The following is a 20,859-nucleotide window of genomic DNA, read 5'->3' as shown; positions in this document are numbered from 1 at the left end:
GTTCACATCTGATAAATCTATCGCTTATCTGATGTCGATATTCGATTCCCTGGGGGGAAGAAGTGAACCTGCAACAACAACTGGCGCAATTTCCGCGTCTGGACCTGGTTGGCACCGCCACACCGCTGGAAAAGCTGTCCCGTCTCTCCGATTACCTCGGCCGCGATATTTACCTTAAACGTGACGATGTCACCCCTATGGCTATGGGCGGCAACAAGCTGAGAAAGCTTGAGTTTCTGGCCGCCGATGCGCTGCGCCAAGGCGCCGATACGCTGGTCACCGCCGGCGCCATTCAATCCAACCACGTGCGCCAGACGGCGGCGGTGGCGGCGAAACTGGGCCTGCACTGCGTCGCGCTGCTGGAAAACCCTATCGACACCCGTGCGGAAAACTACCTGACCAACGGCAACCGCCTGTTGCTCGGCCTGTTCAACGCCGAGGTGGTGATGTGCGAAGCGCTGCACGATCCGCAGCAGCAGCTGGCGGAACTGGCGACGCGCCTCGAGGCTCAGGGCTTCCGGCCTTACGTGGTGCCGGTGGGTGGCTCCAATGCCCTGGGCGCGCTGGGATATGTGCAGTGCGCATTGGAAATCGCCGAGCAAAGCCAACGCAGCAACGTGGCGTTCAGTTCGGTGGTGGTGGCGTCCGGCAGCGCCGGCACCCACGCGGGGCTGGCGGTGGGGCTGCAGCAGCTGTTGCCGGAGACTGAACTGATCGGCGTGACGGTCTCGCGCACCGTGATCGATCAGCTGCCGAAGGTGGAGCAGATCCAAAAAGCCCTGGCCTGTTCGCTGAATATCGACGAACTGGCGCCGATCGCGCTATGGGATGATTATTTCGCGCCGCAGTACGGCATGCCGAACGAAGAGGGCATGGCGGCGGTGCAACTGCTGGCGCAGCAAGAAGGCGTGTTGCTGGATCCGGTATACACCGGCAAAGCGATGGCCGGTTTGATCGACGGCATCGCCCAGCGGCGCTTCCGCGATGAAGGGCCTATTCTGTTCGTTCACACCGGCGGTGCGCCGGCGCTGTTCGCCTATCATCCGCAGGTGTAAATACCGCTTGTTATTCCATTTTGAACTATATTTATAAGGTTATATTCCTTTATGCGGGCGGTCGCACTGTTAAAGTGCTGATATCAAAAAAGATAAATAACACACAGGGGTGTTTATGATGTTTGCGAAAGTTCGTCGTCAATGGCTGTTGGGCGTGGTGGGTATTGCGTTGGCCGCCGGTGTGACGACTCAAACCTACGCCGCCGACAATCTGCTGCAGCAGGTGAAACAACGCGGCACGCTGATCGTCGGGCTGGAAGGCACCTATCCGCCGTTCAGCTTCCAGGGGGAAGACGGCAAGCTGACCGGTTTCGAAGTGGATTTCGCCAACGCACTGGCGGAACATCTGGGCGTGAAAGCCAAGCTGAACCCGACCAAATGGGACGGCATGCTGGCTTCGCTGGATTCGAAGCGTATCGACGTGGTCATCAATCAGGTGACGCTCTCCGATGAGCGCAAGAAGAAATATGATTTCTCCACCCCTTACACCGTTTCCGGGATTCAGGCGCTGGTGAAAAAAGGCAACGAAGGCACCATCACCAAGCCGGAAGATCTGAAGGGCAAGAAGGTCGGCGTTGGCCTGGGCACCAACTATGAGCAATGGCTGCGTGAGAATGTGCAGGGCGTGGACGTGCGTACCTACGACGACGACCCGACCAAGTATCAGGATCTGCGCGTTGGCCGTATCAACGCCATTCTGGTGGATCGCCTGGCGGCGCTGGATCTGGTGAAGAAAACCGGCGATACGCTGGCGGTAGCCGGCCCGGCATTCTCTCGTCAGGAGTCCGGCGTGGCGCTGCGCAAGAACAACCCAGAGCTGCTGGCCGCGATTGACCAGGCGATCGCCGAGATGCAAAAAGACGGCACGATGGCGAAGATCTCCGAGAAATGGTTTGGCGCGGACGTAACTAAATAATGCACGAAAGTATTCAACTGGCGCTGGATTCAGCGCCATTTTTATTGAAGGGCGCAATACTGACGCTTCAGCTTAGCTTGGGCGGCATGGCGCTGGGGTTGCTGCTCGGTTTTCTGCTGGCGCTGATGCGCCTTTCGCCGCTGTGGCCGCTGGCGTGGCTGTCGCGCATTTACGTGTCGCTGTTCCGCGGCACGCCGTTGATCGCCCAGCTGTTTATGATCTATTACGGTCTGCCGCAGTTCGGCATCGAGTTCGATCCTTTCCCGGCGGCGCTGATTGGCCTGTCGCTCAATACCGCCGCCTACACCTCGGAAACGCTGCGCGCGGCGATTTCGTCGATCGACAAAGGCCAGTGGGAAGCCGCCGCCAGCATCGGGATGACCCGCTGGCAAACCCTGCGCCGGGTGATCCTGCCGCAGGCGGCGCGCACCGCCTTGCCGCCGCTGGGCAACAGCTTCATCGGCCTGGTGAAAGACACCTCGCTGGCCGCCACCATTCAGGTGCCGGAACTGTTCCGCCAGGCGCAGCTGATCACCTCGCGCACGCTGGAAGTGTTTACCATGTACCTGGCGGCATCGCTGATTTACTGGGTGATGGCGACCCTGCTTTCCGCACTGCAAAACCGTCTGGAAGCCCACGTTAATCGCCAGGATCAGGAGTAACGCATGAGTGCCATCGAAGTTAAGCAATTGACCAAGCAGTTCAAGGGTCAGACGGTGCTGCATGGGATCGATCTGGCGGTGGACGCCGGCGAAGTGGTGGCGATCATCGGGCCGAGCGGCTCGGGGAAAACCACCTTATTGCGCTGCATTAACCTGCTGGAGGAGCCGGATTCCGGCACCATTCGCGTCGGCGATATCCTGATCGACGGCAGCAAGCCACTGAGCAAACAGAAAAATCAGGTGCGGGCGCTGCGTCAGCAGGTCGGTTTCGTATTCCAGAACTTTAACCTGTTCCCGCACCGTTCGGTGTTGGAAAACATCATCGAAGGGCCGGTGGTCGTCAAGGGCGAGGCGAAGGCCAGCGCGGAACAGCGCGCCCGCGCGTTGCTGGCCAAGGTGGGCCTGAGCGGCAAAGAGCAGGCTTATCCACGCCGGCTGTCCGGCGGCCAACAGCAGCGGGTGGCTATTGCGCGCGCGCTGGCGATGCAGCCGGAGGTGATTCTGTTCGATGAGCCGACGTCGGCGCTCGATCCCGAGCTGGTGGGGGAAGTGCTCAATACCATGCGCTCACTGGCGGAAGAGAAACGCACCATGGTGATCGTCACCCATGAGATGAGCTTTGCCCGCGACGTGGCCGACCGGGTTATCTTTATGGACCACGGCCGCATCGTTGAACAAGGCCCGGCCAAAGCGCTGTTCGCCAACCCGCAGCACCAGCGTACCCAGCAATTCCTCGACAAATTCCTGAATCAATAAGGCGACGGGGGAGCTTCCCCCGTCCGCATCCACTCCGTTTTCAACAATGCGTTTCGCGCGGCGGCGGCGAGAAACCCGCTGCGGCTACCGTATCCCTGATATTGCCGAACCCGAGAGTCAATGCGACTCGTAGCGTTCTGCCGCGGCTTGCAAGCAGATTAATCCGTTCTGAGCTCACCCTGTTGTTATCGCCCATAGAGGCGCCACATCCTCATGCCAGGATAACAAGACGCTAACGGCTGACCGGGCTGCGGGCAATAAAAAACCCTGCACAAGTGCAGGGTTTGCGTCGCGGTGAGCCAATCAGGCGGCAATGCATGGCCGCCTTGACGATGCGTTAACCGATGGTCATCAGGCTGGCGTTACCGCCAGCGGCGGCGGTGTTGACGCTCAGCGAACGCTCGATCAGCAGGCGTTCCAACAGGATGTTGGTTTCACCGTGAGCGAAGCCCTGCACCGAGACGATGGCGCCGCCGCGCTGCGCGATCTGTTCGCACAGGGTACGCAGCTGGTCGGCATCGCCGTGATAGATGGCGGCGTCGAACTCGACCTTGTCCTGCTGCCAGTCTTTGCTGAAGGCAATGCGCGCCTGCACATCGTTCGGCAAGCGGCGGAACAGATTGCGCTGCAGTTCCGCTTCCGGCCACAGCACGCAGCTGCCAACCGCCAGCACGGCGGCCAGTTGGATCAGCGCGTCGGCTTCGTTATCCGCCAGGCACAGCACGCGTTCACGCGGCAGCAGGGCATAGGTATTGCGCTCGCCGGTCGGGCCCGGCAGCGGACGTACGGTGCCGCCCTGGCCCAGTTCCGCATAGCGCTGCGCCAATGCCGCCAGTTCGCCTTGTTGGCTGGTGACCGCCCATTTCTCCAGCGATTGCAGTGCGCCCAGCAGTTGCGGCCGCGCGGTGGCTTCCATCGGGCGCTCTTCGTCCTGACGGTGCAGCGTACGCTGCAGTGCGTCGTCCGGACGGTTGGCCAGCAGACGGTACAGGTACAGCGGGCCACCGGCTTTCGGGCCGGTGCCCGACAGGCCTTCGCCGCCGAACGGCTGCACGCCGACCACCGCGCCGACCATATTGCGGTTGACGTACAGGTTGCCGACCTTGGCGCGTTCGGTCACCCGGGCGATGGTTTCATCGATACGGGTATGAATACCCAGCGTCAGGCCATAACCGGCGGCGTTGATCTGATCGACCAGCGCGTCCAGATTGTTGCGCTGGAAGCGCACCACGTGCAGCACCGGGCCGAAGATCTCTTTTTGCAGCTCGTCGAAGCTGTCGAGTTCGATCAGCGTCGGCTTGATGAAGGTGCCACGCGCCCACTCCTTCTCATCCTGCGCGCTGCCTTTGGCGGCCTGGTACACCTTGCGGCCTTTGGCGCGCATCGCCTGGATGTGGCGTTCGATGCCGGTTTTGGCTTCGGCGTCGATCACCGGGCCCACGTCGGTAGACAGGCGCTCCGGATTGCCCATGCGGCATTCGGCCATCGCGCCGCGCAGCATTTGCAGCGTGTGTTCGGCCACGTCTTCCTGAATGCACAGGATACGCAGCGCGGAGCAGCGCTGGCCGGCGCTGTCGAAGGCGGAGGCCACCACGTCGGTCACGACCTGTTCGGTCAGGGCGGAAGAGTCGACGATCATGGCGTTCAGGCCGCCGGTTTCGGCGATCAGCGGCGTCGGGCGGCCCTGCGGATCCAGACGACCGGCGATGCTGCGCTGCAGAATACCGGCGACGTCGGTGGAGCCGGTAAACATCACGCCGCGTACGCGGGCGTCGTTGACCAGCGTTGAGCCGACGGTTTCACCCTGGCCCGGCAGCAGCTGCAGCACGCCTTGCGGAATGCCGGCTTCCAGCAGGATACGCACCGCCTGCGCGGCCACCAGCGGCGTTTGCTCGGCCGGTTTGGCCAGCACGCTGTTGCCCGCCGCCAGCGCGGCGGCGATTTGGCCGGTGAAGATCGCCAGCGGGAAGTTCCACGGGCTGATACAGACCACTGGGCCCAGCGGGCGGTGGCTGTCGTTGGCGAAATCGTCGCGTACCTGGCCGGCGTAGTAGTGCAGGAAATCGACCGCTTCACGCACTTCGGCGATGGCGTTGTTGAAGGTTTTACCCGCTTCGCGCACCAGAATGCCCAGCAGGCTTTGCAGCTGGCTTTCCATCAGCTCGGCGGCGCGTTCGAGGATCGCGGCGCGCTCCGTCGGCGGTGTCGCGAACCAGATTGGGCCGGCGGCCGCGGCGGCGTCGAGCGCACGGCTGACTTCGTCTTCGGTGGCTTCACGCACGTAGCCGACCACATCGCCCGGCTCGGCCGGGTTGATCACCGGTTGCTCTACGCCCTGATCCAATTCGGCGTCGATGATAGGGTCCGCGCGCCACGGATGGCTGGCGCTGGTGAGCAGGGCGCTGGAGAGCGAGGCCAGACGCTGTTCGTTGGACAGATCCAGACCGCTGGAGTTGGTGCGCTTCTCGCCGTACAGCTCGCGCGGCAGCGGAATGCGCGGGTGCGGCAGGCCAATCTGACCTTCGCTGGCCGCCAGCGCTTCCACGGCGCTGACCGGATCGGCCACCAGCTCGTCGAGCGGCAGGGTGGCGTCGGCGATGCGGTTGACGAACGAGGTGTTGGCGCCGTTTTCCAGCAGGCGGCGCACCAGGTAAGCCAGCAGCGTTTCATGGGTGCCGACCGGCGCATAGATGCGGCAAGGGCGGTTCAGTTTGCCGTCGGCCACTTTACCCACCACCTGCTCATACAGCGGCTCACCCATGCCGTGCAGGCACTGGAACTCATACTGGCCAGGGTAGTAGTTGTTGCCGGCCAGGTGATAGATGGCGCTCAGGGTATGGGCGTTGTGGGTCGCGAACTGCGGATAAATCAGGTTCGGCACCGACAGCAGCTTGCGGGCGCAGGCCAGGTAGGAAACGTCGGTATAGACCTTGCGGGTGTAGACCGGGTAGCCTTCCAGGCCGTCCATCTGGGCGCGTTTGATTTCGCTGTCCCAGTAGGCGCCCTTCACCAGACGGATCATCAGGCGACGGCGGCTGCGTTGCGCCATGTCGATCACGGCGTCGATGGCGAACGGACAGCGTTTTTGGTAGGCCTGGATCACGAAGCCGATGCCGTTCCAGCCGGCCAACTGCGGCTCGAAGCACAGTTTCTCCAGCAGATCGAGCGAGATCTCCAGGCGGTCGGCCTCTTCGGCGTCGATGTTGATGCCGATATCGTACTGGCGTGCCTGCAGGGTCAGCGACAGCAGGCGCGGGTAGAGTTCTTCCATGACGCGTTCGTACTGCGCGCGGCTGTAGCGCGGGTGCAGGGCGGACAGCTTGATGGAAATGCCGGGGCCTTCATAGATGCCGCGGCCGTTGGAAGCTTTGCCGATGGCGTGGATCGCCTGCTGGTAGGAAACCAGGTAGGCCTGCGCGTCGGCTTCGGTCAGGGCGGCTTCGCCCAGCATGTCGTAGGAGTAGCGGAAGCCTTTTTCTTCGAGCTTGCGCGCGTTGGCCAGCGCTTCGGCGATGGTTTCACCGGTTACGAACTGTTCGCCCATCAGGCGCATCGCCATGTCCACGCCTTTGCGGATCAGCGGTTCGCCGCTCTTGCCGATAATGCGGTTCAGCGAACGGGACAGATTGGCTTCGTTATGCGTGGACACCAGTTTGCCGGTGAACAGCAGGCCCCAGGTCGCGGCGTTGACGAACAGCGACGGGCTGCGCCCGAGGTGCGAGTGCCAGTTGCCGTTGCTGATCTTGTCGCGGATCAGGGCATCGCGGGTCGGTTTGTCCGGAATGCGCAGTAGCGCTTCCGCCAGGCACATCAGCGCCACGCCTTCTTGCGAAGAGAGGGAGAACTCTTGCAGCAGGCCTTGCACCATGCCGGCGCGGCCGTTTGCACTTTTTTGGTTACGCAACTTCTCGGCGATGCCATAGGCCATTTTGTGAGTGGCCTGAGCAAGATCGGCGGGTAATCGCGCCTGTTCGAGCAACATCGGCACCGCTTCGGTCTCCGGGCGACGATAGGCGGCGGTGATGGCGGCGCGGGTGACCGACTGCGGCAGAATTTGTTCGGCGAAATCGAGGAATGGCTGGTGTGACTCTTCCTGCGCTTGCGGCATAATGTCGTCCGCTTCAGGCTGGCCCGCAGCGGCCAGCGCGGGAATTTCAGGAATATCGGAACCGCTCTCGAGACGCTCGAGGTAATTAAAGATGGCCTGCTTGATGAGCCAGTGCGGCGTGCGATCGATACGCTGTGCGGCGCTCTTGATCCGGTCGCGTGTTGCCTCGTCGAGTTTCACGCCCATTGTGGTAGTGCCCATGCCAATCCAACTCCTGTGTTTAGAACCTATCCCATCAGGCTAGACAAACAGCAGGCCGGAAAGCCTGTTGGGATAGGTTCGTGAGATGTGTGGTGTCAAGAATGCAGACAATATCCTGCATGTTGCAACTTTGTGCAACCTTGTTAAATCAGGCTGATGAGCGAAGTGTGAGTTTCATCGATTTTTTAACATCGGCAGTTGGCACGAATGTTGCGTTATTGAGCGAATGCGGCGGGGGTTATGATGCCGCAGGCGTTATACCTTGCGGTATATAAGGGTAATAAGAGGGTGCAACTCATTTTACTTGTCGTGAGTGCAACCTTCGGGCCCGGTAAATGTGACGCAGGGTAAACTTTGTGTAACTTTGTTGTTAAATATCTTGTTGGTTGATGAAAGGCTCATCTAGGATAACCGACGGTCAACAATTACGGGCAGAAACTATTTTACCTGCACTTGCTCGCAGGCTGCGCCACGTTCCGGCGCGGCGGCCAGTAAAATGCATTGCGCGTGGGTTTACCGGCGCCGGCTTGGCCGGAGCGAAACGCGAATAATAATGAAAGTGGAGAATTAAATGACAATGAGCACACCTATGCTGGTGACCTTCCTGGTGTACATTTTCGGGATGGTGCTGATCGGCCTGCTTGCCTACCGGGCAACCAACAACTTTGATGACTATATTCTCGGCGGCCGCAGTTTGGGCAGCGTGGTGACCGCGCTGTCCGCCGGCGCTTCCGACATGAGCGGCTGGTTGCTGATGGGCCTGCCGGGCGCCATCTTCCTCTCCGGCATTTCCGAAAGCTGGATCGCCATCGGCCTGACCATCGGCGCTTACCTGAACTGGAAACTGGTGGCAGGAAGGCTGCGCGTTCATACCGAAGCCAACAACAACGCCCTGACGCTGCCGGACTATTTCACCAGCCGCTTTGAAGACAACAGCAAGCTGCTGCGGGTGATCTCGGCCATCGTCATCCTGGTGTTCTTCACCATTTACTGCGCCTCGGGTATCGTAGCCGGCGCACGCCTGTTCGAAAGCACCTTCGGCATGAGCTACGAAACCGCCCTGTGGGCCGGTGCCGCGGCGACCATCCTCTATACCTTTATCGGTGGTTTCCTGGCGGTGAGCTGGACCGACACCGTGCAGGCCAGCCTGATGATTTTCGCGCTGATCCTGACGCCGGTGATCGTGATTTTCGCCGTCGGCGGCATCGATACCTCGATGCTGGTGATCCAGGCGCAGAACCCGGCCAACCTCGACATGCTTAAGGGGCTGAACTTCGTCGCCATCCTGTCGCTGCTGGGTTGGGGCCTGGGCTACTTCGGCCAGCCGCACATCCTGGCGCGTTTCATGGCGGCGGATTCCCACCGCACCATCCGCAGCGCGCGTCGCATCAGCATGACCTGGATGATCCTGTGCCTGGCCGGCACCATCGCCGTCGGTTTCTTCGGCATCGCTTACTTCGCCAATAACCCGGATCAAGCCGGTAACGTGTCGCAGAACGGCGAACGCGTGTTCATCGAACTGGCGATGTTGCTGTTCAACCCATGGGTGGCGGGCGTGCTGCTGTCGGCGATTCTGGCGGCGGTCATGAGTACCCTGAGCTGCCAGCTGCTGGTGTGCTCCAGCGCGATCACCGAAGACCTGTACAAGGCGTTCCTGCGCAAAGGCGCCAGCCAGCGTGAGCTGGTGTGGGTCGGCCGCGTGATGGTGCTGGTGGTGGCGCTGATCGCCATTGCGCTGGCGGCCAACCCGGAAAACCGCGTGCTGGGCCTGGTGAGCTATGCCTGGGCCGGTTTCGGCGCCGCCTTCGGCCCGGTTGTGCTGATCTCGGTGCTGTGGTCGCGCATGACCCGCAACGGCGCGCTGGCCGGCATGCTGGTCGGTGCGGTGACGGTGATCGTCTGGAAACAGTACGAATGGCTGGGCCTGTATGAAATCATCCCAGGCTTCATCCTGGGCTGCCTCGCGATCGTGGTAGTGAGCCTGATGGGCCGCCAGCCTTCCTCCACCATGACCGAGCGTTTCGATCAGGCGGAAGCCGAGTACAAAACGGTATAACGCCGTTCGATGTCAGTCAGCAAGGGGCGCGCAGAGCGCCCCTTCTTTTTGCCTGTTTACCACCGTCATCCGGCTGTAACACCTGGCGACATTTGATTAGAAAAAATCACGCTTGCGCCTCTTGTATTTCTTCTTGGCAGAATGATAATCACTCTCGTTGTATTTTACGTTTCTTTACAGAGTTGCCGCCGCTCATTTCGAGTCAGTTTTCTCTGCCGCCGCGGTCTTTTCAGGGGTGATTATTTATGTTCGTTCCCTTTCTTATCATGTTCCGCGAGGGGCTGGAGGCTGCGCTGATCGTCAGCCTGATCGCCAGCTACCTGAAACGCACGCAGCGCAGCCAATGGCTCGGTGCGGTGTGGATCGGCGTGATTGTCGCCGCGGCGCTGTGTCTGGCGCTCGGCATCTTCATCAATGAGACCACCGGCGAGTTCCCGCAGAAACAGCAGGAGCTGTTCGAAGGCATCGTCGCGGTGGTGGCGGTACTGATCCTCACCTATATGGTGTTTTGGATGCGTAAGGTGTCCAAATCGGTCAAGGTGCATTTGGAAGGCGCGATCGATCACGCGCTCAACGCCGGTAAAGGGCAGGGTTGGGCGCTGGTGGCGATGGTGTTCTTCGCCGTAGCGCGCGAAGGGCTGGAGTCGGTGTTCTTCCTGCTGGCGGCGTTTCAGCAAGACGTGGGCGCCGCGGCGCCGATCGGCGCGGTGCTCGGCCTGGTGGCCGCCATCGTGCTGGGCATGATGATTTACTGGGGCGGGGTGAAGCTGCACCTGGCCAAGTTCTTCAAATGGACCAGCCTGTTCATTCTGTTCGTCGCCGCCGGCCTGGCCGCCGGGGCGATCCGCGCCTTCCACGAAGCCGGTCTGTGGAACCACTTCCAGGCTATCGCCTTCGATTTCAGCAGCACCCTGTCGACCCATTCGCTGTTCGGCACCCTGCTGGAAGGTATTCTCGGTTATCAGGAAGCCCCGACGGTCAGCGAAGTGGCGGTCTACTTCCTGTATCTGATCCCGGCGCTGATTTTCTTTTTCCTGCCGCAGCGCGCGGAGCCGGCAGCGGCCCCGGCGCAACGTAAAATCAATCATTAATGTTTAATAGGGAATCTCGTATGTCTACTCCGTTATTTCGCCGCAAGGCGTTGCACGCAGCATTACTGGCTATCCCGGCGTTTGCGCTGAGCATCGACGCGTTGGCGGCGGACGTGCCGCAGGTCAAGGTCACGGTCAACGACAAGCAGTGTGAACCGATGCAGCTGACGGTGCCGGCCGGCAAGACGCAGTTTGTGGTGCACAACACCAGCCAGAAAAACGTCGAATGGGAAATCCTGAAAGGGGTGATGGTGGTGGAAGAGCGCGAGAACATCGCGCCGGGCTTTACCCAGAAAATGACCGCCACGCTGGAAGCGGGCGAATATGACATGACCTGCGGGCTGCTGAGCAATCCGAAAGGCAAACTGACCGTCACCGCGGCGGCCAACGGCGCTACCGACGGCAAACCGAGCGCGCTGGATCTGGTTGGCCCGATTGCCGAGTACAAAGTCTACGTCACTAAAGAAGTCGATGGGCTGGTGAAACAGACCAAGCTGTTCACCGACGCGGTGAAGGCCGGCAACGTGGAGCAAGCGCGCAAGCTGTACGCGCCGACCCGCCAGCACTATGAGCGCATCGAGCCGATCGCCGAGCTGTTCTCCGATCTGGACGGCAGCATCGACGCCCGTGAAGACGACTACGAGAAGAAATCGGCGGATCCGAACTTCACCGGTTTCCACCGTCTGGAGAAGGCGCTGTTTGCCGACAACTCGACCAAGGACATGGGCAAATATGCCGATCGTCTGTATCACGACACCGTTGAACTGCAAAAACGCGTGGGTGAACTGACCTTCCCGCCGAGCAAAGTGGTGGGCGGCGCCGCCGGGTTAATCGAAGAAGTGGCGGCCAGCAAGATCAGCGGTGAAGAAGACCGTTACAGCCGCACTGACCTGTGGGATTTCCAGGCTAACGTCGACGGCGCGCAGAAGATCGTCAATCTGCTGCGCCCGCTGCTGGTCAAAGCCAACAAGCCGCTGCTGGACAAGATTGACGCTAACTTCAAAACCGTGGACACCATTTTGGCGAAGTACCAAACCAAAGAGGGCTATGAGTCCTATGAGAAGCTGAGCGATGCCGACCGCAACGCGTTGAAAGGGCCGATCACCACGCTGGCGGAAGACCTTTCCCAACTGCGCGGCGTGTTGGGCCTGGACTGAGGCATACGGTTATGAGCAACAAGGCAGGCCCGCACAGCGGGCCGCATCCGCAATCGCAGGGGGCGGCATCGCCTTCGCGGCGCCGTTTGCTGCAGGGGCTGGGGCTGGGCGCACTGGCGCTGGGCGGCAGCCGCCTGGCGCAGGCGGCGGGCAACACAGCGGAGCCGTTGGCGACGCCGCAGGATGAGCGCTGGCAGAAACAGCCGTTTTATGGCCGCCATCAGGCCGGGGTGCTGACGCCGCAACAGGCGGCGATGATGCTGGTGGCGTTCGACGTGCTGGCGACCAATAAAGCGGAGCTGGAGCGGCTGTTCCGGCTGTTGACCGATCGCATCGCCTTCCTGACCCACGGCGGCAAGGCGCCGGAGGTGGATGCCAAGCTACCGCCGCTCGATTCCGGCATCATGGGGCCGGAGATTTACCCGGACAACCTGACCATCACCGTCTCAGTCGGCGCATCGCTGTTCGACGAACGCTTTGGCCTGCAGGCGCAAAAGCCGCTGCGGTTGCAGAAAATGACCCGCTTCCCCAACGATGCGTTGGACGCCGCGCTGTGCCACGGCGACCTGTTGCTGCAGATTTGCGCCAACACCAATGAAACCGCTCTCCATGCGCTGCGCGATATCATCAAGCACTCGCCGGATCTGCTCAGCGTGCGCTGGAAGCGGGAAGGGTTTATCTCCGCGCATGCGGCACGCAGCAAAGGCAAAGAGACGCCGATTAATCTGCTGGGCTTCAAAGACGGCACCGCCAACCCGAAAACCGACGACAAACCGCTGATGGATAAAGTGGTGTGGGTCGGTGACAACGTGGGTGAACCTGCGTGGACGGCCGGCGGCAGCTACCAGGCGGCGCGCATTATTCGCTTCCGCGTGGAGTTTTGGGATCGCACGCCGCTGCAGGAGCAGGAAACTATTTTCGGTCGCGAAAAGCACAGCGGCGCGCCGTTAGGCATGAAGCATGAACATGACGAGCCGAACTACGCGAACGATCCCGACGGCAAGGTGATACCGATGGACGCGCACATCCGGTTGGCTAACCCCCGCACGCCGGAAAGCCAAAGCAACCTGATGCTGCGGCGGGGCTATAGCTATTCCCTTGGCGTTTCCAATGCCGGGCAGCTGGAAATGGGGCTGTTGTTCGTCTGCTATCAGGCCGATCTGGAAAAAGGCTTCCTGACGGTGCAAAAAAGGCTCAACGGCGAAGCGCTGGAAGAATACATCAAGCCGATCGGCGGCGGATATTTCTTCGTATTGCCGGGCGTGAAAGAGGGCGGCGACTATCTGGCCAGCGGCCTGCTCAAGGCCTGAGTGCGCAATGACGAGGCGGGATCTTCCGCCTCGTTTTACTTTGGCTTGCCTATTGCGCGGGGCATTAAGCGACGGAGTTCAATTCAATCCTTCGCCTGCAGATTAAAAAATCTGAACGGCCCGCCGACTTTGGGTTGTGCAAATTTTAATCGGGAAACCAAAGTGTCATTCACGGTTTTTAATTTTAATTTATTGATATTTATAGGAATAAAATTTTTATGGAATGACGTGACGAGCGTGATATAGTGTTTTTGCGCTAACTGAAAACAAAAGATATAAAATTTTTTTACATTTTAGTAACGCGACAGGATTGAATGTCATTATACTGTAATCATCTGGCGGTAGTTTTCACACGGTGCACAGCTTGAAGCTGTAAATATCACTGCGGGGATCGCTAATGGTAAAGTCCTTGGCTGGGCTGGAAAGAAAAAATAACACATCTCCCCTGATTTCTCGTTGTAACGAGGGTTCTCTCTCCGACTCTCTTTTACCGGCAACTCCGCACCCTTATCGCTACCGAATCTCATCACTTTTTACTCCACGTTTATTGATGCAGTCCGCGTTGTCCCGTGAAAAAACGGCGCTTAAGCGTTGCCGTCGATTCACGTTGTCCCTTGGCTCTTATTGGCTCGGAGGAGGCCAAAACCTAATACGTGTGTGAAACATAATCGCGCGGCCTGGCCGTTGCGGTAGGTGAAACAAACTGTAAGGTGCCACTATGGGTAGACAGAAAGCAGTGATCAAAGCACGTCGTGAAGCGAAACGCGTTATTCGTCGTGACGCTCGTAGTCATCGCCAGCTGGAAGAAGAGTCTGTGACCTCGCTGGTGCAAATGGGGGGAGTCGAGTCTATCGGCATGGCGCGAGACAAGCGCGATAGCTCACCCATCGAGGCTAGAACCGAAGCTCAGGGTCATTACTTATCAGCCATAGAGAATAAGCAGCTGATCTTCGCCACCGGCGAAGCCGGCTGTGGCAAAACATTCATCAGCGCCGCCAAGGCGGCGGAGGCGCTGATCCATAAAGAGGTGGATCGGATTATCGTTACCCGTCCTGTTTTGCAGGCGGACGAAGACCTCGGTTTCTTGCCGGGGGATATCTCCGAGAAGTTCGCCCCTTATTTCCGCCCGGTGTATGACATTCTGGTACGTCGTTTAGGCTCTTCCTTTATGCAGTACTGCCTGCGCCCGGAAATCGGTAAGGTAGAAATTGCGCCGTTCGCTTATATGCGCGGACGCACCTTCGAAAATGCGGTCGTTATCCTGGATGAAGCCCAGAACGTGACCGCCAGCCAAATGAAAATGTTCCTGACCCGCCTGGGCGAAAACGTGACGGTTATCGTTAACGGCGACGTGACCCAGTGCGACTTGCCACGCGGCGTGAAATCCGGTCTCAGCGACGCGCTGGAGCGCTTCGAAGAGGACGAGATGATCGGCGTTATCCGCTTTGAAAAACAGGACTGCGTGCGTTCCGCTTTGTGCCAGCGCACGCTCAACGCTTACAGTTAACCTATCCGCTAATGGAAAGGCCGCTTCTGCGGCCTTTTTTATCTCCGCAATTTCCCCTCTCGTTTAACCTTTGTGTAAATTATTGTGGTTTTTTGTATAGATTTTCGTTGAGTTAGCGTTAATGATTAATGGGTTCCAGATTGGCGCGCAATTTGCCTGCGGCGCCAAAAGGACATTATCTGGGGTGTGCGCCGCGCGGCGCATAGCGTGTAGGTTCTTTGATGCGATTCAAACATGAAATACATCATTCTGATTTTGCTTATTTTATGCGTCGTCTATGTGCATTACCGCGGACGGGTGCGCTACAACGTGTGGCGGCAGCTGTCTGACCATTCCACCTTTACCGCACCGTTGAACGTTTTCATGTATCTGTTTTCCCGTGTGCCGACCACGCCGTATCTGAGGCCGGAGCAGTTTCCTGAGCTGGCGGTGTTGAGAGATAACTGGGAGACCATCCGCGACGAAGGACAGAAGCTGATGGAGATCCAGCAGATCAAGGCGTCCGATCAATTCAACGACGCCGGTTTCAACTCGTTTTTCAAGACCGGTTGGAAGCGCTTTTACCTGAAATGGTATGAGGACAGTCATCCTTCGGCCATGACCCTGTGCCCGCAGACCACGGAACTGCTGCGCCGCCTGCCTTCGGTCAAGGCGGCGATGTTCGCCGAACTGCCGGACGGCAGCCGTTTGCCGCGCCACCGCGATCCTTACGCCGGTTCGCTGCGTTATCACCTGGGGCTGATGACCCCCAACGATGACCGCTGCTTTATTGAAGTGGACGGCGAGCGCTACAGCTGGCGCGATGGGGAAGGCGTGATGTTCGATGAAACCTATCTGCACTACGCGGAAAACCAGAGTGGGCAGAACCGTCTGATCCTGTTCTGCGACATCGAACGGCCGATGCGTTATCGCTGGGCGCAGGCGGTTAACCACTGGCTGGGGCGTAATCTGATGAGCGCCGCCACCGCGCCGAACGAAGAGGGCGATCGCACCGGCGGCGTCAACAAGATGTTCAAATACATCTATGCGATACGCCGGGTGGGGAAACGCCTGAAGGCCTGGAACCGCACCGGCTATTACATCATCAAGTGGATTTTGTTCGGGGGGATCGCCGCGGCGATATTCTTCTCGGTATAAACGAAGACAGGGGCGCACGGTGTGCGCCCCTTTTTGATCAGGCGAAGATAGTCATCATGTAGGCGGCGAACAGCGCCAGGTGGGCGGTGCCGTTCAGCACGTTGGTACGGCCGGTCGAGAACGACAGCTGGCACAGCAGCAGCACCGTCAGCATCACCACGATATGCGGCGTCTGCAGGCCGAAGATCAGCGTTTGCCCGGTCAGGGTGGCGATGATGGTGACCGCCGGTACCGTCAGGGAGATGGTCGCCAGCACCGAGCCGAAGAACAGGTTCATGGCGCGTTGCACCTGGTTGTTCAACACGGCGCGCAGCGCCCCCAGGCCTTCAGGCGACAGGATCAGCAGCGCCACCAGGAAACCGGTGAACTGCGCCGGCGCGTTCATCTTGGTCAGCAGGCCTTCCAGCGGATTGGCGTTGAACTTGGTGACGGCGATAACCGCGATCAGGTGTACGACGAGCCAGGCGGCATGCCAGGCACTGCTGTGGGAAGAGGGCTTGCCGTGATGCGGGTCGCCATCGTCGTCTTCATGCTCGTACACGAACAGACTCTGGTGAGTTTTGGTCTGGATCACCAGGAACACGCCATACATGGCGGCGGAGATCAGCGCGACCAACAGCGCTTGCCCGGTGCTGAAGTTGCCGCCCGGCAGCGCGCTCGGGAACACCAGCACGATCACCGCCAGCGGGAAAATCGCCATCAGATACTGTTTGATGCCGCCCAGGTTGACGTACTGGGTGGCGAACTTGCGCCCGCCGAGCAGCAGCGCGAACCCGACCAGGCCGGCGGAAACGATCATGATGATGGAGTACAGCGTGTCGCGCATCAGCGCCGGTGCGGCGTCGCCGGTGGCCATCAGCGCCGAGATCAGGCTGACCTCGAGGATCACCACCGACAGGCTGAGGATCAGCGAGCCGTAGGGTTCGCCCAACCGGTGGGCGAGCACGTCGGCGTGGCGCACCACGCTGAAGGCGCTGCTGAGGATCCCCACCAGCGCGAGAATGTTGATGCCGACGATCAGCGGAAAGTGAGTGGTGCTGCTCCACAGATTCAACACCACCAGCGCGGCGATGGGGAAGATCAGCGAGTATTCGGTATGGCGAGACTTGGTGGATCGGCCAGGATCGTGTTGCGACTTCATGAGGGTGGCACTCCTTCTCAAACAGCGTAGCCCGTCAGCGCCGGTCGCCGTGATGCGGCAACTCTGCGTTTCCAGTAGGTATTTTATATTAGGATACACCCACGGCGCCGGTGTGATGTTGTTTTTATCTGAGAAAGCAATTGCTTGCTTTATGTGATCAGGGTAACAAAAAAACCGCACGGGGTGCGGTTTTATTTACTTACTTTTACGCAGTAACGCCAATTTTTAACGTTAGATTTGAGAAAAGTCGTGTTTACTCATTTACCACTTGGTTAATCAAGGAAAATGAGACCGTCAGTCATCAATGTTATCCATGATTTCATGCCGTTTATTGTGGTAACCCTCTTCATTTAGCCCTTCACGCCAGTAAGGTACGGCATAAAGGCGATTGCGATCGCATTGGCGTTCACGGCGCAGGTATCGACGCAACCCCACCACCAGGCGATCTTCACCGGCGAGCCAGAAGTGCGCTTCGCCCTGCGGCAGGGACTGCGCGCGGAACTGAGCGATCAGTTCCTCGGTTTTCTCCGTGCTGCCGACGATCCAATTGACTTCAACATCGGCGGGTTTTTTCAAGTCAATCACGTCAGCGGTGCTGTCGACGCGGACGAAAGCGCGTCCGGCGCTGTGCGGCGGCAGGTTTTCCAGCAGCGCGGCCAACGCAGGTAGCGAGGAAGGATCGCCCGCCAGGCAGTAGAAATCGGCCGCCGGCAGCATCGGTTTGGGGCCGCCCGGGTTGCTGATGCCGATTTTATCGCCGGCTTTCGCCTGGCGCGCAAAATCGACCGCCGGTCCCTGGTGATCGTGAATCGCGAATTCGATGTCCACTTCCGCCTGTTCCGGGCGCACCGCGCGAATGGAATAGGTGCGTACGATCGGGCGCACGGCGTCCGCGGCCCAGCGCGGACCGTTTTCGGTCAGCGTCGGCAGATCCGGCTGGGTTTGGCCGGCGAGCGGCAAAAAGACCTTGATGTGCGCAGCGGCGGCGTTGGCCGGGTAGTAGCGCAGATCGGGCGCGGTAAAGGTGATGCGGCGCAGGTGCGGCGTAATGTCCTGTACGGCGCTGACGGCGATCAGGTAGGGGGCGCGTGAGCGAGGGGCTTCGGTAGTCACGGGGATCTCCTTATAGTTCGTTTGGCGGTGAGTATATCATGCCGTTTGATAATGAGAATTGTTTGCTCATTGAGGCGCAACTGCGTGTGAGCTAGGCTTAAGGTTCACGGAATACGCACGGGAGGACGTGATGCCCTATCAAGACACGAACGACTTGCCGGACAATGTGAAGCATGTGCTGCCGGCCCATGCGCAGGCGATCTATAAAGAGGCGTTCAACAGCGCCTGGCAACAATACCGGGATCCTGAAGACCGACGCGGTGACGACAGCCGGGAGGAGACGGCGCACAAGGTGGCCTGGGCGGCGGTCAAGCAAAGCTATCGCAAGGGCGACGATGAGCGTTGGCACAAAAAGTAACGCCTTTATGGCCTGCTAAAATCGCACAGACGTTATGCTGACCTCGGCAATTAATATTATTGCTGCTCAGTACAAATACTTTTCCACGTTAACGCCGCTTTGCAACTTGATTGCGCGGTGGGAAAAGAATATGGTCATTATTAATCGGCGCGGTTATTGAATTAATAAAATTCCGCACCAAAAAATAAAATTGCAAAGGTTCAGTAGTGGCGAGGGAGGACGAGAAATCGTATTCCCGGGAGGTTGTAACAGTGTTAACGCGAGATTTTCTGCAAAAAGCGGATTGCAAAACCGCCTTTGGCGCTATTGAGGAATCGCTGTTGCTGACGCCTGAGCAGCGCGCAGCCTCGTTGGAGTGCACGTTATCGCGTAGGCCGAATCACAGCCCGGTATGGGTGTTTGGTTACGGTTCGCTGATGTGGAATCCGGTTTTCGAATCGGAAGAAGTGCGGCCTGCCATGCTGCAGGGCTGGCATCGGGCGTTCTGCATGCGTTTGACCGCCGGGCGTGGCACGCTGCATCAGCCGGGGCGCATGCTGGCGCTGAAAGAGGGCGGCCAGACCACCGGATTGGCGTTTCGTCTGCCGGAAGGCAAGCTGCGCGAAGAGCTGGAGCTGCTGTGGAAGCGCGAGATGATCACCGATTGCTATGTACCGACCTGGTGTGAACTGCAGTTGGATGGCGGAGAGACCGTTACGGCGCTGGTGTTCGTGATGAACGCGCAGCATCCGCTGTTTGAAGCAGACACCAGCCACCAGGTGATCGCGCCCTTGATCGCCAGCGCCAGCGGCCCGCTGGGCACCAACGCGCAATACCTGTTTGCGCTGGATAACGAGCTGAAGCACCACGGCATGCAGGATGATTGCATTGGCGATCTGGTGCGCTATGTACAGCAATGGTTGCAGCAGAACCGCCCCGGCGCTTTCGGAGCCGAGGCCACGGCCTGAGGCGTTGGTAATGTGGCAGGCAGTAAAGGGCTCAGCATGTTGAGCCCTTTTTCATATATCTAATACCTCTATTTAATAACTTTATACTGCATGATTATTTAAGGCTTCTTTTTTGTATGGTTATTTATCTCGTTATTTTTAAAGCCATTCATCATTTTCCTCCGTCTTCCCACCCCGAGAGTCACGATAAATAATTCACTTAGTATTAAATTGCATAACTAAAGGTTATTTCTTATTTGTTCAGCCCCGTGGGACTCCGTATCAATAGGGCGACGCTACCGCAAGAAACAGGGAGACGGGGATGAACTTTCAACAATTAAAAATTATTCGCGAATCGGCGCGCTGCAACTACAACCTGACCGAGGTCGCCAATACCTTATTTACTTCGCAGTCCGGCGTCAGTCGGCATATTCGCGAGCTGGAAGAAGAGCTGGGCATTGAAATATTCATTCGCCGCGGTAAGCGGCTGCTGGGCATGACCGAACCCGGCAAAGAGCTGCTGGTGGTGGCGGAACGCATTCTCAACGACGCCAACAACATCCGTCGCCTGGCGGACGTCTTCAGCAGCAACGATTCGGGGCAGCTGCATATCGCGACGACGCACACCCAGGCGCGCTACAGCCTGCCGGGGGTCATCAAAGAGTTTCGCGCGCTTTACCCGCGGGTGCGGGTGGTGCTCAATCAGGGCAGCCCGGAGGAGATCGTCTCGATGCTGGCCGCCGGCGAAGCCGATATCGGTATCGCCAGCGAACGGCTGATGAGCGACGAATCGCTGGCGGCGTTCCCTTACTATCGCTGGCATCACACCATTTTGGTGCCGGAAGGGCACGAGTTGACGCGCCAGCCGCAGGTGACGCTGGAGATGCTCAGCACCTTGCCGCTGATCACTTATCGCCAGGGCATTACCGGGCGCGCGAAGCTGGATGCGGCGTTCAAAGCGGCGGGCCTGACGCCGGACATCGCGCTCAGCGCGCAGGATTCCGACGTAATTAAAACCTACGTCGAACTGGGATTGGGCGTGGGCGTGCTGGCGGACATGTCGTATGAAAAAGAGCGCGATCGCGGGTTGGTGAGCCTCAACGCCGAGCACCTGTTTGAACCCAATACGGTATGGTTGGGGCTGAAACGCAGCCAGCTGCAGCGCAACTATGCCTGGCGCTTTATCCAGCTGTGCAACCCGACGCTGTCGCTGACCGAAATCAAGGACAAGGTCTTCTCGTCGCAGCTGGATGCGGTGATTGACTACCAGATTTAATCGATAAGCGGCAGGCAACGCCTGCCGCGCATTCTGCATCGTCCCCCCTAATAATCAAAATCCCATCTATATACATAAAAAGAATATCT

16 protein-coding genes are annotated in these 20,859 nt (G+C 59.1%); 13 read left to right on the top strand and 3 right to left on the bottom strand.

Features of this window, described 5'->3' with window-relative positions:
- Window positions 1-62: 62 nt before the first annotated feature.
- From C9411_RS02885 to tcyN, 4 genes are all read left to right on the top strand, one after another.
- Window positions 63-1,055 (top strand): D-cysteine desulfhydrase, encoded by a 993-nt coding sequence (locus C9411_RS02885; protein WP_107226372.1) that lies wholly within the window; start codon window positions 63-65, stop codon window positions 1,053-1,055.
- A gap of 115 nt (window positions 1,056-1,170) precedes the next feature.
- Window positions 1,171-1,971 carry a cystine ABC transporter substrate-binding protein gene (gene tcyJ, locus C9411_RS02880; protein ID WP_063990245.1) on the top strand — a complete coding sequence of 267 codons (801 nt, stop codon included), beginning with the start codon at window positions 1,171-1,173 and terminating at the stop codon, window positions 1,969-1,971.
- A complete protein-coding gene (gene tcyL, locus C9411_RS02875) occupies window positions 1,971-2,633 on the top strand; it encodes a cystine ABC transporter permease (protein WP_041035592.1) in 663 nt (220 codons plus the stop codon). Before tcyJ ends, tcyL begins: the two co-directional genes overlap by 1 nt.
- A gap of 3 nt (window positions 2,634-2,636) precedes the next feature.
- Window positions 2,637-3,389 carry an L-cystine ABC transporter ATP-binding protein TcyN gene (gene tcyN / locus C9411_RS02870; RefSeq protein ID WP_060424097.1) on the top strand — a complete coding sequence of 251 codons (753 nt, stop codon included), beginning with the start codon at window positions 2,637-2,639 and terminating at the stop codon, window positions 3,387-3,389.
- Window positions 3,390-3,726: 337 nt separating this feature from the next.
- On the opposite strand, the gene putA is transcribed toward tcyN, so the two are convergent.
- Complete coding sequence (gene putA, locus C9411_RS02865; RefSeq protein ID WP_107226371.1) at window positions 3,727-7,698, bottom strand: trifunctional transcriptional regulator/proline dehydrogenase/L-glutamate gamma-semialdehyde dehydrogenase; 3,972 nt, start codon at window positions 7,696-7,698, stop codon at window positions 3,727-3,729.
- A gap of 571 nt (window positions 7,699-8,269) precedes the next feature.
- On the opposite strand from putA, the gene putP reads away from it, so the two are divergent.
- From putP to lpxO, 6 genes are all read left to right on the top strand, one after another.
- Window positions 8,270-9,754, top strand: a complete 1,485-nt coding sequence (gene putP / locus C9411_RS02860; protein WP_063990243.1) for a sodium/proline symporter PutP — start codon at window positions 8,270-8,272, stop codon at window positions 9,752-9,754.
- A gap of 245 nt (window positions 9,755-9,999) precedes the next feature.
- Complete coding sequence (efeU, locus tag C9411_RS02855; protein ID WP_063990242.1) at window positions 10,000-10,845, top strand: iron uptake transporter permease EfeU; 846 nt, start codon at window positions 10,000-10,002, stop codon at window positions 10,843-10,845.
- Window positions 10,846-10,865: 20 nt separating this feature from the next.
- Entirely contained in the window at window positions 10,866-12,002 is a 1,137-nt protein-coding gene (efeO, locus tag C9411_RS02850; protein ID WP_107226370.1) for an iron uptake system protein EfeO, read from the top strand.
- An 11-nt stretch (window positions 12,003-12,013) separates the two neighbouring features.
- On the top strand, window positions 12,014-13,312 hold the full coding sequence (gene efeB / locus C9411_RS02845; RefSeq protein ID WP_063990240.1) for an iron uptake transporter deferrochelatase/peroxidase subunit: 1,299 nt from the start codon (window positions 12,014-12,016) through the stop codon (window positions 13,310-13,312).
- 718 nt (window positions 13,313-14,030) lie between these two features.
- Window positions 14,031-14,819, top strand: a complete 789-nt coding sequence (phoH, locus tag C9411_RS02840; RefSeq protein WP_015378226.1) for a phosphate starvation-inducible protein PhoH — start codon at window positions 14,031-14,033, stop codon at window positions 14,817-14,819.
- 234 nt (window positions 14,820-15,053) lie between these two features.
- Window positions 15,054-15,956 (top strand): lipid A hydroxylase LpxO, encoded by a 903-nt coding sequence (lpxO, locus tag C9411_RS02835; protein WP_063990238.1) that lies wholly within the window; start codon window positions 15,054-15,056, stop codon window positions 15,954-15,956.
- A gap of 37 nt (window positions 15,957-15,993) precedes the next feature.
- On the opposite strand, the gene chaA is transcribed toward lpxO, so the two are convergent.
- Both chaA and C9411_RS02825 read right to left on the bottom strand, forming a co-directional pair.
- Window positions 15,994-17,097 carry a sodium-potassium/proton antiporter ChaA gene (chaA, locus tag C9411_RS02830; RefSeq protein ID WP_063990237.1) on the bottom strand — a complete coding sequence of 368 codons (1,104 nt, stop codon included), beginning with the start codon at window positions 17,095-17,097 and terminating at the stop codon, window positions 15,994-15,996.
- Window positions 17,098-17,391: 294 nt separating this feature from the next.
- Window positions 17,392-18,210 carry a siderophore-interacting protein gene (locus C9411_RS02825; protein ID WP_063990236.1) on the bottom strand — a complete coding sequence of 273 codons (819 nt, stop codon included), beginning with the start codon at window positions 18,208-18,210 and terminating at the stop codon, window positions 17,392-17,394.
- A 130-nt stretch (window positions 18,211-18,340) separates the two neighbouring features.
- On the opposite strand from C9411_RS02825, the gene chaB reads away from it, so the two are divergent.
- From chaB to cbl, 3 genes are all read left to right on the top strand, one after another.
- Window positions 18,341-18,568 carry a putative cation transport regulator ChaB gene (gene chaB / locus C9411_RS02820; protein ID WP_049202016.1) on the top strand — a complete coding sequence of 76 codons (228 nt, stop codon included), beginning with the start codon at window positions 18,341-18,343 and terminating at the stop codon, window positions 18,566-18,568.
- A gap of 251 nt (window positions 18,569-18,819) precedes the next feature.
- Complete coding sequence (locus tag C9411_RS02815; protein WP_063990234.1) at window positions 18,820-19,515, top strand: gamma-glutamylcyclotransferase; 696 nt, start codon at window positions 18,820-18,822, stop codon at window positions 19,513-19,515.
- Between the two features lie 301 nt (window positions 19,516-19,816).
- Complete coding sequence (gene cbl, locus C9411_RS02810; RefSeq protein ID WP_033634950.1) at window positions 19,817-20,770, top strand: HTH-type transcriptional regulator Cbl; 954 nt, start codon at window positions 19,817-19,819, stop codon at window positions 20,768-20,770.
- Window positions 20,771-20,859 lie beyond the last annotated feature (89 nt).

The organism is Serratia sp. Nf2 (genome assembly GCF_003028435.1).
In the GTDB taxonomy this organism is placed as follows: domain Bacteria; phylum Pseudomonadota; class Gammaproteobacteria; order Enterobacterales; family Enterobacteriaceae; genus Serratia; species Serratia marcescens_L.
The sequence above is the reverse complement of the archived record's forward strand: the minus strand, read 5'-3'. Positions and strand labels throughout refer to the sequence as shown.